The sequence below is a fragment of the Anaerostipes faecalis genome (assembly GCF_018982945.1).
GTDB classification, from domain to species: Bacteria; Bacillota; Clostridia; order Lachnospirales; family Lachnospiraceae; genus Anaerostipes; species Anaerostipes faecalis.
In genome coordinates this window covers 20,800-35,240 of the sequence record NZ_JABRXE010000005.1, presented here as the reverse complement: position 1 = coordinate 35,240, position 14,441 = coordinate 20,800, and the positions used below count along the sequence as shown (strand labels likewise).

13 protein-coding genes are annotated in these 14,441 nt (G+C 37.3%); 10 read left to right on the top strand and 3 right to left on the bottom strand.

All coding sequences use genetic code 11. The features are described 5' to 3' along the window. Positions 1–224 precede the first annotated feature (224 nt). From ileS to pyk, 3 genes are all read left to right on the top strand, one after another. The gene (gene ileS / locus KTB61_RS06980; RefSeq protein ID WP_216697104.1) at positions 225–3,380 is read left to right on the top strand and encodes an isoleucine--tRNA ligase; all 3,156 of its coding nucleotides are present in this window, start codon (positions 225–227) and stop codon (positions 3,378–3,380) included. A gap of 179 nt (positions 3,381–3,559) precedes the next feature. Next, positions 3,560–4,030 carry a pyridoxamine 5'-phosphate oxidase family protein gene (locus tag KTB61_RS06975; protein WP_075759828.1) on the top strand — a complete coding sequence of 157 codons (471 nt, stop codon included), beginning with the start codon at positions 3,560–3,562 and terminating at the stop codon, positions 4,028–4,030. 44 nt (positions 4,031–4,074) lie between these two features. Beyond that, positions 4,075–5,073, top strand: coding sequence for a pyruvate kinase (gene pyk / locus KTB61_RS06970; RefSeq protein WP_075759829.1), 999 nt, complete (start codon positions 4,075–4,077; stop codon positions 5,071–5,073). 31 nt (positions 5,074–5,104) lie between these two features. Here pyk and KTB61_RS06965 read toward each other — a convergent pair whose 3' ends face one another. The 3 genes from KTB61_RS06965 to KTB61_RS06955 all read right to left on the bottom strand — a co-directional run bounded on the left by KTB61_RS06965 (position 5,105) and on the right by KTB61_RS06955 (position 8,003). Continuing rightward, positions 5,105–5,995: a Cof-type HAD-IIB family hydrolase gene (locus KTB61_RS06965; RefSeq protein ID WP_075759830.1), complete on the bottom strand. Its 891-nt coding sequence runs from the start codon at positions 5,993–5,995 to the stop codon at positions 5,105–5,107. Positions 5,996–6,072: 77 nt separating this feature from the next. Beyond that, positions 6,073–6,987: a Cof-type HAD-IIB family hydrolase gene (locus KTB61_RS06960; protein ID WP_216697103.1), complete on the bottom strand. Its 915-nt coding sequence runs from the start codon at positions 6,985–6,987 to the stop codon at positions 6,073–6,075. A 146-nt stretch (positions 6,988–7,133) separates the two neighbouring features. Then, positions 7,134–8,003 (bottom strand): Cof-type HAD-IIB family hydrolase, encoded by an 870-nt coding sequence (locus KTB61_RS06955; RefSeq protein ID WP_216697102.1) that lies wholly within the window; start codon positions 8,001–8,003, stop codon positions 7,134–7,136. 122 nt (positions 8,004–8,125) lie between these two features. Here KTB61_RS06955 and nth point away from each other — a divergent pair, with 122 nt between their 5' ends. The 7 genes from nth to KTB61_RS06920 all read left to right on the top strand — a co-directional run bounded on the left by nth (position 8,126) and on the right by KTB61_RS06920 (position 14,294). Further along, positions 8,126–8,782: an endonuclease III gene (gene nth, locus KTB61_RS06950; protein WP_216697101.1), complete on the top strand. Its 657-nt coding sequence runs from the start codon at positions 8,126–8,128 to the stop codon at positions 8,780–8,782. Next, positions 8,779–9,486: a 3'-5' exonuclease gene (locus KTB61_RS06945; RefSeq protein WP_075759834.1), complete on the top strand. Its 708-nt coding sequence runs from the start codon at positions 8,779–8,781 to the stop codon at positions 9,484–9,486. Before nth ends, KTB61_RS06945 begins: the two co-directional genes overlap by 4 nt. Positions 9,487–9,608: 122 nt before the next feature. Then, positions 9,609–11,081: a VanW family protein gene (locus tag KTB61_RS06940; RefSeq protein ID WP_075759835.1), complete on the top strand. Its 1,473-nt coding sequence runs from the start codon at positions 9,609–9,611 to the stop codon at positions 11,079–11,081. 40 nt (positions 11,082–11,121) lie between these two features. Further along, a complete protein-coding gene (locus tag KTB61_RS06935) occupies positions 11,122–12,108 on the top strand; it encodes an AIR synthase family protein (RefSeq protein WP_216697100.1) in 987 nt (328 codons plus the stop codon). A gap of 42 nt (positions 12,109–12,150) precedes the next feature. Next, positions 12,151–12,633 carry an Lrp/AsnC family transcriptional regulator gene (locus KTB61_RS06930; protein WP_075760569.1) on the top strand — a complete coding sequence of 161 codons (483 nt, stop codon included), beginning with the start codon at positions 12,151–12,153 and terminating at the stop codon, positions 12,631–12,633. Then, a complete protein-coding gene (locus KTB61_RS06925; protein ID WP_216697099.1) occupies positions 12,633–13,796 on the top strand; it encodes an aminotransferase class I/II-fold pyridoxal phosphate-dependent enzyme in 1,164 nt (387 codons plus the stop codon). The genes KTB61_RS06930 and KTB61_RS06925 overlap by 1 nt, the downstream gene beginning before the upstream one ends. Continuing rightward, entirely contained in the window at positions 13,797–14,294 is a 498-nt protein-coding gene (locus tag KTB61_RS06920; RefSeq protein WP_075759838.1) for a tRNA (cytidine(34)-2'-O)-methyltransferase, read from the top strand. It begins immediately after the preceding gene. The last annotated feature ends 147 nt before the right edge of the window (positions 14,295–14,441 follow it).

Below are 14,441 nucleotides of genomic sequence, written 5' to 3'. Positions count from 1 at the left end.
TAAGGAACATCACTCCTAAGCTGCAGGCTGAACAAAGTAAGCTGTGCCGGTATCCTCCGTTAAAGGGATAACATATCAACAGTGTATGTGAAATAGGTGGTTTAGAAGCAACAGGTGTTGTCCTATTTTAGGACAGCACCTTTTCTTTTTTCGGGAAAAGAAAAATTCTATCTTAAATTTCATTATACGAATTTTCAATATTATTAATTAAAGGAGAATTAAGAATGTACAAGAAAGTATCTTCCGATCTGAATTTTGTGGATCGTGAGAAAGAAACCGTAAAGTTCTGGAAAGAAAATCAGATCTTTGAAAAGAGTATTGAAGAACGTAAAGACGATCCGACATATACTTTTTATGACGGACCTCCAACAGCAAATGGAAAACCTCATATCGGACATGTATTAACTCGTGTTATTAAAGACATGATCCCTCGTTATCAGACAATGAAAGGGCACAAAATCATCCGTAAAGCCGGATGGGATACCCATGGTCTTCCTGTAGAACTGGAAGTTGAAAAGCTTCTTGGTTTGGACGGAAAAGAACAGATTGAAGAATATGGTCTGGAACCATTCATTAATAAATGTAAAGAAAGTGTATGGAAATACAAAGGAATGTGGGAAGACTTTTCCAGCACTGTAGGATTCTGGGCTGATATGGATGATCCATATGTAACATATGATAACAACTTTATCGAGTCTGTATGGTGGGCATTAAAGCAGATCTGGGACAAAGGTCTTTTGTATAAAGGATTTAAGATTGTTCCTTACTGTCCTCGTTGTGGAACTCCATTATCTGCACAGGAAGTTGCTCAGGGATATAAAGATGTAAAAGAACGTTCTGCAGTGGTACGTTTCAAAGTAAAAGATGAAGATGCATATTTCCTTGCGTGGACAACAACACCTTGGACATTGCCTTCTAATATCGGTCTTTGTGTAAATCCTGTGGAAACCTATGCAAAAGTAAAAGCAGCAGACGGACATGTTTATTATATGGCAGAAGCTCTGCTGGATACTGTTCTTGGCAAATTAGCAGACGAAGAAGCAGGAACTGCTGCATATGAAGTTCTGGAAACATATAAAGGACAGGATTTGGAATACAAAGAATACGAACCACTTTATGACTGTGCTGCAAAAGTAGCTGAAAAACAGCATAAAAAAGCTTTTTATGTAACCTGTGACAGTTATGTAACATTAACAGATGGTACAGGTATTGTTCATATTGCACCTGCATTTGGTGAAGACGATGCAAAAGTCGGACGTAAATATGACATGCCATTTGTACAGCTGGTAGATGAAAAAGGTGAAATGTCACCGGAAACACCTTTTGCAGGATTATTTGTTAAGAAAGCAGATCCGGAAGTATTAAAAGATCTGGATGCAAGAGGATTATTATATGATGCTCCAAAATTCGAACATAGCTACCCACATTGCTGGCGCTGTGATACTCCACTGATCTACTATGCAAGAGAATCATGGTTCATCAAGATGACAGATGTAAAAGATCAGCTGATCGCAAATAATAATACAGTAAACTGGGTACCGGAAAGTATCGGAAAAGGCCGTTTTGGAGACTGGCTGGAAAATGTACAGGACTGGGGTATTTCCCGTAACCGTTACTGGGGAACTCCATTAAATATCTGGGAATGTGAATGTGGACACCAGCATTCTATTGGTTCTATTGAAGAACTGAAGAGTATGTCTGATAACTGTCCGGATGATATTGAATTACATCGTCCATATATTGATGATGTAACTATCAAATGTCCGGTTTGCGGTAAAGAAATGCATCGTGTAGAAGAAGTTATTGACTGCTGGTTTGATTCAGGATCCATGCCATTTGCACAGTGGCACTATCCATTTGAAAATAAAGAAATTTTTGAAGATAATTTCCCTGCAAACTTTATTTCTGAAGCAGTAGACCAGACTCGTGGATGGTTCTATTCTTTAATGGCAATCTCAACATTGCTGTTTAATAAAGCTCCTTACAAGAACGTTGTAGTTCTGGGACATGTTCAGGATGAAAACGGACAGAAGATGAGTAAGTCCAAAGGAAATGCAGTAGATCCGTTTGACGCACTGGAAGAACATGGAGCAGATGCAATCCGCTGGTATTTTTATACAAACAGTGCACCTTGGCTGCCAAACCGATTCCATGCAAAGGCAGTTACAGAAGGTCAGCGTAAGTTTATGGGTACTCTGTGGAACACTTATGCATTCTATGTATTATATGCAGAAATCGACCAGTTTGATCCAACAAAACATGAACTGGATTATGACAAACTTTCTGTTATGGACAAATGGCTGTTATCAAAGATGAATTCCATGGTAAAAGCAGTGGATGATAACCTTGGTAATTACAGAATTCCAGAAGCTGCAAGAGCTCTTCAGGAATTTGTAGATGATATGAGTAACTGGTATGTAAGACGCTGTCGTGATCGTTTCTGGGCAAAAGGAATGGAACAGGATAAAGTTAATGCATATATGACATTGTACACAGCACTGGTAACTGTATGTAAAGCGGCAGCTCCGATGATTCCGTTTATGACAGAAGAAATTTATCAGAATATCGTTGTCAGCGTAGATGATTCTGCACCAGAAAGTATTCACTTATGTGATTTTCCTGTTTATAAAGAAGAACAGGTTGATACAAAACTGGAAGCAGATATGGATATGGTACTGAAAATCGTTGTTCTTGGGCGTGCATGCCGTAACAGTGCAGCTATCAAGAACCGTCAGCCGATCGGTCAGATGTATGTGAAAGCAGCAGCGGAACTTCCAGAATATTATCAGGATATTGTGCTGGATGAATTAAATGTAAAAGCTATTACATTTACAGATGATGTATCCAGCTTTACCACATACAACTTTAAACCACAGTTAAAGACTGTTGGACCTAAATATGGAAAACTGGTTGGAGGAATCCGTAATTATCTTACTAATGTAGATGGAAATGCAGCAAAGGCTGAGCTGGATTCTAAAGGAGTTCTTTCCTTTGATATTGATGGAACACCTGTGGAACTGGCAGAAGAAGATCTGCTGATCGAGATGGTAAAACAGGAAGGATTTGTTACTGAAGCAGATGGTGGAGTAACTGTTGTTCTTGATACAAATCTGACAGAAGAGCTTCTGGAAGAAGGATTTGTCCGTGAAGTAGTAAGTAAGATTCAGTCCATGAGAAAAGAAGCCGGATTTGAAGTAACAGATAAGATTACTCTTTCCTATGCCGGAAGTGAAAAGGCAGCAGAAATCATTGGCAGAAATGAAACAGCAATTGCAGGGGATGTACTTGCAACTAAGGTTGAAGCAGGAGAAGCTGCAGGATTCACAAAAGAATGGAATATTAATGGTGAAAAAGTTAATCTGGGAGTAGAAAAAAACTAGAGAAATTTTACTTATATTCAATAATAAAATAAATTGTAACAGCCTTCTGGTATGTCTTATGATATGGACAATGCCAGAAGGTTGTTTTATTATTACATAGGAAATCCCTTTAAATTTCCTATGTAATAATAAATGTTCCGCGAAAGATGCGACCAGATGTACAAAAGGAGAATCAGAATATGAGAAGAAAAGATCGGGAAATTACTGATAAAGTTAAAATAGTAAATATCATGAAAAAATGTGACTGCTGTAATCTGGCTCTTAATGGTGAAGAATTTCCCTATGTAATTCCGTTAAGTTTTGGATTCTGCCAGGAAAATGATGAATTGAAATTATATTTTCATTCTGCAAAAGAGGGAACTAAAATTGATTTTATAAAAAGGAATGAAAAGGCGGCCTTTACCATGCACACAACACATCAGTTAGAGTTGGGAGAAAAAGCCTGTGACAGCACCATGAGATATGAAAGTGTCTGTGGAAATGGAACAATTCGCTTTATTGAAGGACAGGAAAAAATTAAGGCATTAAAATGTATTATGAATCAATATGAACAAGGAAAAGAACATGTTTTTTCTGAAAAAGTACTGCCATTGACTGAGGTTATGGAATTGACAGTGGAGCATATTTCAGGAAAAGAATCAAAAGCGTAAAGATTTTTTATTGGTATATTTGTAGTGAGGGAAGAAGGAATTTTATGGAATATTATGGAACTTTGGGACCTTCCTGCTGGGAAACCGAGACATTGGAGAAAATGATTCAGGCAGGAATGACCGGGATTCGTCTGAATCTGTCTCATAGATCATTAAAAGAAAGTCGACAGGGAGTTATTCACTATCAGGAAGCTTCAAAAGAACAGGGGAAAGAACCTTGTTTAATGATTGATCTGCAGGGACCGGAACTTAGAATTGGGAATCTGCCTGCAGAGATGATCTTAGAAGAAGGAAAAGAAATAATATTAGGAGATGGACAAATCCAGATTCCGGAGATAATTCTGCCTTTTTTAAATAAAGGACAAAGAATTTTACTGGACGATGGAAAAATTCAACTGGAGGTTTTAGATTCGATAGATGAAACAAGTGTTAAATGTCATGTATTATGTGGTGGCTTTTTGACTTCCAGAAAGAGTATTGCTTTGCCAGGATGCGAAATAAACAATCCTACTCTTACGAAGCAGGATATGGATAATCTGTTTGATGCCAGGAAATTTGGAGTCACAGATGTTATGCTTCCTTTTGTACGGGGGAAAGAAGATTTGATAAATCTCAGGGAAGCGTTAAAACAGGCGGGCTGTCCAGGAGTCCGGATATTTGCCAAGATTGAAAATATGCAGGGAGTAGATCATTTAGATGAACTGATACCATATAGCGATTATATTGTTATTGCACGAGGTGATCTTGGAAATGCCATGCCGCTTTACAAGCTGCCGGCAATACAATATCAAATTGCAGAAAAGTGTAAGGTATCTGGCAGAAAATTTATGGTAGTTACTCAAATGCTGAATTCAATGATTGAGCTTCCTTATCCTACCAGAGCAGAGGTAAATGATATTTTTCAGGCTGTCATGCAGGGAGCATCTGCTGTGATGCTGACGGGAGAAACAGCAGCAGGAAAATATCCGGCAGAAGCAATGAGTATGCTGGTAAATACGGGAAGAGAAGCTGAAAGGATAGCAAAAAAAATGCCTCATGAATAATTTCATGGGCATTTTTAACTTTATCTCATAATTAAAGCAGTTCAAAATTTTCACGATCTGCCAGAATACATTTAATAATATAAGCAATTCCATCATTTGTATTGGCACGGGTACGATAAACACAGATATCCTGTATCATAGGAGCTGCATTTTCCATGGCTACAGAATGTAAACCAGGAATTGAAAGCATGGAATAGTCATTTTCACTATCACCTATGGCAACTATTTCATCTGGAGTATAACCTTTTTCTTTTGCATATTCCATCAAAGCAATTCCTTTTTGTGCATTTTTTGAGGTGATTTCAATATCAGTAGGTACAGTTGAAACCACAGCAAGCTCAGGAAGTTCCTGCTCTAAACGAGTACGCAGCTGAACCAGAGAATCCGGATTCAGGGACTGAGAAATAATTTTCAGTATGTTATGATGGGTGCCGTTTAACAGTTCTTCAGTTCCATCAACATAAATGCAGTTGTCAAGAAGCTCCTGGAAATCTGATGGTGTATATTGAAAGTCGGGATGATTGATTTGCATTGCAGGTACCATGACATCTTTTATGTATTGACGCATTTCTTCTTTAGAGAGAATGGAAAGGCGTCCATCCTGAGAAAATGGAGTCGGAACCAGATCAAAGTCACGGAAAATAGAAAAAATCTTTTTTACAGTTTCTTTTGGAATAAAGTGCTGGAATAAAATGTTACCATTCTGATCACATCCACAGGCACCATTGGTGCAGAGCATATCACATTTAAGACCAGCTTTATCAAGAATTTCCATAACATTCTGATATTCACGTCCTGTATTGATTATAAAATTAATACCATTGTTTTGCAGTTCTTTAATGGCAGAAATATTTTCCTCAGTGATCTGTCTATAGCTGTCAAGTAATGTGCCATCCATATCTGATGCAACTAATCGAATCATTTATTAAAACCTCCTTTATTGTTTGACCAAATCATTATTTATACTATCACAGATAAATTAGAAGTCAAATAAAAAAGTCATGAAATAAGGGAGTAATCTGCATGACGCCAATGCATTTCATAGAAACAGCGCTCGATTAATAATCCTTCAAGTATTACGGCAACACCATCTTGATCATTGGAAAGTGTTTGTGAAGAACAAATGTTATGAATCATTTCATCTGCGTTTGCCATGGCAACAGTCTGTCCAAGGTTAAGAGAAAGCATGGAATAATCATTTTCGCTGTCACCAATAGCAAGAATTTCGGAAGGATCAATGGAACGGTGTTTTGCATATTGCATGAGAGCGTATCCTTTTTGAGCCTTCTCCTGGCTGATTTCTAGATTAGTCTGGGCAGTGGAGGCAATATGAAGTCCAGGGAGTTTTTCAATTTCCTGTCTAAGCTGTTGGATTTTTTCTTGGTTGAGAAATGTAGTTGAAATCTTATATATAGGAGTCTCACTGCCCAGAAGAGAAAGAGCGTTATCAAAATAACGGACTCTGTCTGTCATTTGTTTAAAATCAGCGGGTGTCTTAAAGTAAACCTTATGTTCAGCCTTAGAAGCTGGAAATACCTCATTTTTATAATATTTTAGAAGTGCCTCAGGATTTTCTATCGATGTTTTTCCATAATCAGTGGAGATGTCGGCAAAGGCATGATGACGCTGAAAGATTTCCAGTATTTTTTTAGCGGTACTTTTAGGAATGGAGACAATATGAAAAGGATTGCCAAAACAGTCATAGGTACATGCACCACTGTTACATATCATGTCACAGGTGATTTTTGCCGCATCCAGTTCTTTTTTTGCACTATAATAATCTCTTCCCGTATTTACGATAAATTCAAATCCACTTTTCTGAATTTTATGGATTATATCAGCAGTTTTTTTTGTTATATAGCCATTACTATGAAGAAGAGTACCATCCATATCGGCTGCAATTAAACGAATCATTTTCATTCCTCCTATTTACTCTGAAAATATCCTAACACGGAAATAAAAAATCAGAATAAAGGAAGTGTTAAATAATAGTAATATTATAAATAAAAGAAATCCTCATGAATATTTAAGCATCCATGAGGATAGAAGAAGGTTTATTATTATATAGAAGAAATTACATGTTCTAACACAACAGCAACTCCATCTTCGGTATTATTTTTTGTGGAATATTCGCAAATATCTTTTATAATAGGGACAGCGTTGCCCATGGCAACACTTTTTACATATGGAAGAGCTAACATGGAATAATCATTTTCGCCATTGCCAATAACTAATGTGTCTTTTAAAGACAATTTTTGGTGTTTAATGTATTTTTGGAGAGCTATACCTTTTAAGGCATCCGTATGATTAACCTCAATGTGATAAGGTGATTCTCCGATAATGGCAAGGTCAGGAAAAGATATTTCTAGATCCTGTTTTAAATGACGAAGTTTCCATATGTCATTGGAATGAGAAACAACTTTAACGATTTCGGGATTCTCTTTTAGCAGAAGCTCGCCGTTGTCATAGAAAAGAGTCTCTTCTATTAATGTATCATATTGTTCCTGGGTTATTTCAAAATCTTTGGTTTCCATCAGTAATCCAGGAATCTTTTCTCCTGTCAAATATGTTTCGTAAGCCTGTTTTGAGGCTAAAATACAACGTCCGCGGGTGCTGTATATTTCATAAAAAATACGGTTTTTTCCAAATAGACGCAAAAGCGGTGGCAGCGTCTCTGCAGGAATATATGAAGCTTTGTTCTGCTTACCGGTTTGATTGAAAAAACAGGAACCGCCAGAGCAGATCATATCACATTGAATATCGGCAGCATCTAGAATTGGTTTTACATCATCATATTCTCGTTCCGTATTTAAAAGGAAACCGATTCCTGCTTTTTGAAGTTGTTTTAATGCAGATACTGTCCTTGGAGAAATTTGTTTTTGGTTATTTAGTAATGTATCATCCAGGTCAGAAACGATTAATTCAATCATTTTTATATCCTCCTTTTGCTCATGGTATCATAAATTGTACAAAAAATATAGAGGAAAGTACCTTGAGGGAGAACATTCATTTGTGTATAATAAAAAGATACGATATATAAGGAGTAAACTGTATGGCAAAGGTGTCAAAAAGGATTACAAAGGCAAGAGTGCAGAAAATATGTGATATTTTAAATGAGACATATTCTATGGAGTACAAGTGTTATTTGAATTATGAAACTCCCTGGCAGCTTTTATTTGCCACGATCTTAAGTGCGCAATGCACTGATGAAAGAGTCAATCAGGTTACAAAGGAGCTTTTTGTTAAATATCCGGATCTTCAGGCATTTGCAGACGCAGATCTTCGTCAGATGGAGAAGGATATATATTCTACCGGATTTTATAAAAATAAAGCAAAGAATCTGATTGCATGTGCAAAGCAGCTGTTAGAAAGACATCAGGGAGAAGTGCCGTCTGATATCCAGGAGCTGACAAGCCTTGCAGGAGTCGGACGGAAAACAGCAAATGTAATTCGTGGAAATATATTCCATGAGCCAAGTATAGTTGTTGACACACACGTGAAACGAATATCCAGATTATTATGTCTTACCCAAAATGAAGATCCGGTTAAAATAGAACATGATTTGATGAAAGTTCTGCCAAAAGAACAGTGGATTCTTTATAATATCCAGATTATTACCCATGGGCGTAATATTTGTATTGCAAGAAGACCCAAATGTGCAGAGTGTACACTGCAGTCTGTATGTCCATCCTGTGAGGTTAAGGAATGAGAGAATATGTTGCATTTGACCTGGAAACCACCGGGTTATCTCCTGAAAAGGATCAGATGATTGAAATAGGAGCCGTTAAGATTAGAGATTCCAGAATTATAGGAAAATATAACTGTATTTTATATCCTGAAGTTCCAGTCAGTGATTTTATTATTCAGCTGACAGGAATCAGCAGAGAAATGCTGGCAAAAGGGATTTCATTGAAAGAAGGTGTAGAAGGATTTCTGGAATTTAGTGAAGGTTTTCCTGTCCTGGGGCATAATCTGATGTTTGATTACAGCTTTATGAAGATTGCAGCAAAATCTTTTTCCAGATCTTTTGAAAGAGATGGTGTGGATACACTTGCTGTAGCGAGAAAACTTTTGAAACAGCTTAAGAACAAGAAGCTGGAGACCTTATGTGAACATTATCACTATGTGAATGAGGCTGCTCACAGAGCCTATGATGATGCTCTTGCAACAGCTGTGGTCTTTGAACAGATGAAAAAAGAATTTCCGGAAGAAAAAGAAGTATTTAATCCAAAGCAGCTTCAGTATCGGGTAAAAAAAGAACGTCCGATTACGGAAAAGCAAAAACGGTACTTGAAGGAACTAATGAAATATCATACAATAAGGGACACTGTTAATATTGATATGATGTCGCAAAGTGAGGCGTCACGAAAAATTGATAGCATTATTTTAAATTATGGAGTGATGAGAAAATGAAGAAACAAAAAATGATAATTACGGTTATTGCGCTTCTGCTGATTGCGGTTATGGTAGTAACGACAGTTGCTGGAGCATTAATGATGTAAGTATCTATAATTAGAAGGGGAATGAGAATTAAAATGAAAAAGAGAATAGGACTAATAGCAGGCGGAATTATTATTCTGGTTCTTGGAGTCATGTTATATCTTAATATGACAGTAAAAGGAGCAGTAACTGAAGGACGTATTATTGATGGCGTTGAGTGTGACGGTGTCAATCTTGGAGGAATGACAAAAGAGGAGGCTCAGAAAGCAGTAGAAAATCATATTAAAAAACTTCATAAAGAAAAGATTACATTATATATAGATGATGAAGAAACAGAAGCTTCTATTGAACAGCTGGGAGCTATTCCTGATTCAGAAAAAACGGCAGAAGAGGCATATGCTCTTGGAAGAAGTGGAAATATTTTTCATAAATATTCAATAGTAAAAGAAGATAAGCATATGGTCGGTGTGTATCGGAATTATGATAAAGCTGTTTTTGAGAAGAAACTGACAAAGATTACAAAAAACATTATTACAGCACCCAAAAATGCCACAGTCAAAAGAAAAAATGGTAAATTTATAGTTCAGAAAGAAAAAACAGGATATACACTGAAAATGGATGCTACTTTCAAGAATTTTAAGAAGGCTATTGAAAGTAACAAAACGAAAGCAAAGCTGGAAGTATCCAAGAAAAAAGCAAAATATACATCTGAAGATCTGAAGAAAATCAAGGATGTTATGGGAACTTATACAACTGAGTATGGTTCTTCTCCATATGGACGTAAAGTCAATGTGGCAAATGGAGCCAGCAAGATTAATGGAAAAGTAATATATCCAGGGGAAACGTTTTCTGTATATGAGACTGTGTCTCCGTTTACAGCAGAAAATGGATATGCTTTAGCAGGATCTTATGAAAACGGACAGACTGTTCAGACATATGGTGGAGGAATCTGTCAGGTTTCAACAACTTTATATAATGCGGTGATCCGTGCAGAGCTTAAAATTAAAGAACGTCATCCTCATTCTATGACAGTTCATTATGTTCCACGTTCTGCAGATGCAGCAATTGCAGGGACTTATAAGGATATGAAATTTGAAAATCAGAATGATTTTCCTGTTTATATTGAAGGACATGCAAACGGATCAACGATTACTTTTACAGTATATGGAATCAAGGAAGATCCGGACCGTACGGTAGAATTTGTTTCAGAGACAACTTCTGTAAAAGAAAGTACAGGAGAAAAAATCATACAAGATCCTACTCTGGAAAAAGGACAAAAGATTCTTGAACAGTCAGGACATACCGGATATACTGCCAGATTATGGAAAATCGTTAAGATAAACGGAAAACAGAAATCAAAGAAAGTCTTTAATACATCTTCTTATATGGCAACACCTGCCACTTATAGGGAAGGTACAAAACAGAAAGAAGATAAAAAGAAGAAAAAGGATCAGAAGACAACCGAGAATAAAAAAGATCAAAAGACAACTGAGAGTAAAAAGACTACAAGTGCTACAACTACAGCAGCAAAACAGGAAACAAAAAAAACCACGGAAAAACAGCAATAACGCCAGATAGCGTTATCGAATCTAGAATAGGGAGTGTGCTATGAAAATTGGTAAGTTATCAGAATCTGCCTTACAGAAAGTAGTTATAGAACAATTGCATACAAAGAGAGATGAGGTTCTGATCGGTCCGGGAATAGGAGAAGACTGTACGGCACTTAAATTAGAAAAAGACGAAGTTTTTGTGGCATCAACAGATCCGATTACAGGTGCAACCAAAGACATCGGACATCTTGCGGTTCATATAACAGCAAACGATCTGGCATCTTCAGGTGCCCAGCCGATAGGACTGATGATAACAGCATTACTCCCGTCATCCATTAAAGAGTATCAGATCAAAGAGATGATGCAGCAGGTTAATGGAGAATGTGAAAAATTATCTATGATGGTTCTGGGAGGACATACAGAGATTACAGATGTGGTAAATCAGCCTGTTTTATCTGTTACCGGAATCGGAAAAGTAAAAGAAGATCAACTGATTCTGTCTAAAGGTGCTAAACCGGGACAGGACATTGTCATTACCAAATATATCGGATTAGAAGGAACGGGAATCATTGCAGGTGAAAAGGAAGAAGAACTGGGAAAATGGTTTTCGAGAGCTTTTTTAAAGGAAGCAAAAGATTGTCTGAAGGATATTTCAGTAGTACCGGAGGGATTGATCGCCAAAGAATATGCATCATCTATGCATGATATTACGGAAGGTGGTATCTATGGTGCTTTATGGGAAATTTCCAAGGCATCTGGAGTAGGACTGGAAGTTGTCATTGAAGACATTCCGATAAAACAACATACAATTGAATTATGTGAAAGATATGATCTGAATCCGTATCAGCTGATTTCCAGCGGATCAATGCTGATTACTACAGATCATGGAAGAGAGCTCGTAGCGGCACTGGAACAAAAAGGCATCAAAGGTACGATCATCGGCCATACGACAGATTCCAGAGATAAGCTTATTTACCGACAGGGAAAAGCAAGTAATCTGGAAGCTCCAAAACAGGATGAATTATATAAAATTTATGAGGAATAATATTTTAACTCATAGAATGGAGGATATGGTATGAATACGGAACTGAGAGAATTGATTTTGAAGCTGATTGAAAAAAACAGTCGTTTGGATTTAAAAGATCTGGCGATCATGTTGGATGTTTCAGAGGAAGAAGTCGCCAATGAGATAGCGGATATGGAGAAAGAGCATATTATTTGTGGATACCATACACTGATCAATTGGGATAACACCAGCAAAGACCAGCTGACAGCCATGATTGAGGTAAAGGTGACTCCTCAGCGTGGGCAGGGATTTGATATGATCGCTGAGCGTATTTATAATTTCCCGGAAGTTAAAGCAGTATATTTAATGTCCGGAGGTTATGATTTTATGGTAATGCTGGAAGGAAAAACAATGAAGGAAATTTCCATGTTTACTTCGTCTAAATTGGCACCGCTGGAATCTGTGGTAAGTACTGTAACACATTTTGTGTTAAAGAAATATAAGGATCATGGAACAGTGCTGGAAGCTAAGAAAGTTGACGAGAGACAGGTGGTGACACCATAATGAGAGATTTTTTATCAAAACAGGTAACGGAACTGGAACCATCAGGAATCAGAAAGTTTTTTGACATTGTCAGCGAAATGCCCGATGCTATTTCTCTGGGTGTTGGGGAACCGGATTTTGATACACCATGGAGAGTCCGGGAAGAAGGAATCTATTCGCTGGAAAAAGGAAGAACATTTTATACATCTAATGCAGGGCTGAAGGAACTGCGTTTTGAAATCAGTAAATACCTACATAGAAAATATCAGATGGAATATCATCCATGCCATGAAATACTGGTAACGGTTGGTGGAAGTGAAGGGATTGATATCACAATGCGTACAATCCTGAATCCTGGAGATGAAGTGATCGTTGCACAGCCTTGCTTCGTTTCTTATGTTCCATGTATCCTTATGGCAGGAGGAGTTCCTGTTGTGGTGAATTTACAGGAAAAAGACAGGTTTAAACTGCGAAAAGAGCAGCTGGAAGAAGTTGTGACAGATAAGACCAAAGCAATTTTTATATCTTTTCCAAATAACCCGACAGGTGCGGTTATGACAAAAGAGGATCTGGAGCCAATTGCAGAATTTGCCAAAGAACACGACCTTCTGGTGATTTCTGATGAAATTTATTCTGAACTGACTTATGGAAGAAAGCATGTAAGTATTGGTTCTTTACCGGATATGAAAGAGAGAACGATTGTTATAAATGGATTTTCAAAGGCATTTGCAATGACGGGATGGAGACTTGGTTATGTAGCGGCACCAAAGGTAATCATGGAACAGATGGTAAAAGTTCATCAGTATTGTATTATGGCAGCTCCAACAACCAGTCAGTATGCAGCAATTGAGGCGTTAAGAGCATGTGATGATGAGGTAGAAGATATGCGGATAGCATATAATCAGAGACGAAGATATCTTGTTCATGCATTTGAAAAAATGGGACTGGATTGTTTCGAACCGGAAGGCGCTTTTTACATATTCCCATCCATTAAGAAATTTGGCATGACATCAGAAGAATTTGCTACCCGTCTTTTAAATGAACAGAAAGTAGCCATTGTACCAGGTTCAGCTTTTGGAAAATGTGGGGAAGGATATCTGCGGGTATCTTATGCATATTCTATTGATGAACTAAAAACAGCATTAGGAAGACTGGATACATTTATAAAAGGATTGGAGAAATAAATGCTTCATATAGTATTACATGAGCCGGAAATGCCGGCGAATACAGGAAATATTGGAAGAACCTGCGTGGCATGCGGTGCGGTCCTGCATTTAATTGAACCGCTGGGATTCCGATTAAATGAAAAAATGATAAAAAGAGCAGGATTGGACTACTGGGACAAGCTGGATGTAAGGACATACATTAATTTTGAGGAGTTTCTTGAGAAAAATCAGAATCCTAAAATTTATATGGCAACAACAAAAGCAAAGCATGTATATTCGGAACCACTGTATGAAAACGATGAAGATGTATATATTATGTTTGGAAAGGAAAGTGCAGGGATACCGGAAGAAATTCTTTTAAACTATGAGGAGACAAGTATTCGTATTCCAATGCTTCCGGATATCAGATCATTAAATCTGTCAAATTCCGCGGCAATTGTTGCATATGAAGTGTTAAGACATCAGGGATTTAAACATTTTCAGACAGAAGGACAACTGCATCATTACAAGTGGTGATTTATAAAAACATCATCTCCCGGCAACGGCTTCGGACCTGTGGTCCTGCAGATTGATTGCCCATGAGATGATGTTTTTAACATATTAGGATATATAATTATGATACTTGAAAAATCCACGGATTTACAGTAATATAAAATTTGATAA

Excerpts from the sequence above, each read along its gene's own strand:
- ileS (WP_216697104.1), top strand. The coding sequence starts at position 225 with ATGTACAAGAAAGTATCTTCCGATCTGAATTTTGTGGATCGTGAGAAA.
- KTB61_RS06975 (WP_075759828.1), top strand. The coding sequence starts at position 3,560 with ATGAGAAGAAAAGATCGGGAAATTACTGATAAAGTTAAAATAGTAAAT.
- pyk (WP_075759829.1), top strand. The coding sequence starts at position 4,075 with ATGGAATATTATGGAACTTTGGGACCTTCCTGCTGGGAAACCGAGACA.
- KTB61_RS06965 (WP_075759830.1), bottom strand. The coding sequence starts at position 5,995 with ATGATTCGATTAGTTGCATCAGATATGGATGGCACATTACTTGACAGC.
- KTB61_RS06960 (WP_216697103.1), bottom strand. The coding sequence starts at position 6,987 with ATGATTCGTTTAATTGCAGCCGATATGGATGGTACTCTTCTTCATAGT.
- KTB61_RS06955 (WP_216697102.1), bottom strand. The coding sequence starts at position 8,003 with ATGATTGAATTAATCGTTTCTGACCTGGATGATACATTACTAAATAAC.
- nth (WP_216697101.1), top strand. The coding sequence starts at position 8,126 with ATGGCAAAGGTGTCAAAAAGGATTACAAAGGCAAGAGTGCAGAAAATA.
- KTB61_RS06945 (WP_075759834.1), top strand. The coding sequence starts at position 8,779 with ATGAGAGAATATGTTGCATTTGACCTGGAAACCACCGGGTTATCTCCT.
- KTB61_RS06940 (WP_075759835.1), top strand. The coding sequence starts at position 9,609 with ATGAAAAAGAGAATAGGACTAATAGCAGGCGGAATTATTATTCTGGTT.
- KTB61_RS06935 (WP_216697100.1), top strand. The coding sequence starts at position 11,122 with ATGAAAATTGGTAAGTTATCAGAATCTGCCTTACAGAAAGTAGTTATA.
- KTB61_RS06925 (WP_216697099.1), top strand. The coding sequence starts at position 12,633 with ATGAGAGATTTTTTATCAAAACAGGTAACGGAACTGGAACCATCAGGA.
- KTB61_RS06920 (WP_075759838.1), top strand. The coding sequence starts at position 13,797 with ATGCTTCATATAGTATTACATGAGCCGGAAATGCCGGCGAATACAGGA.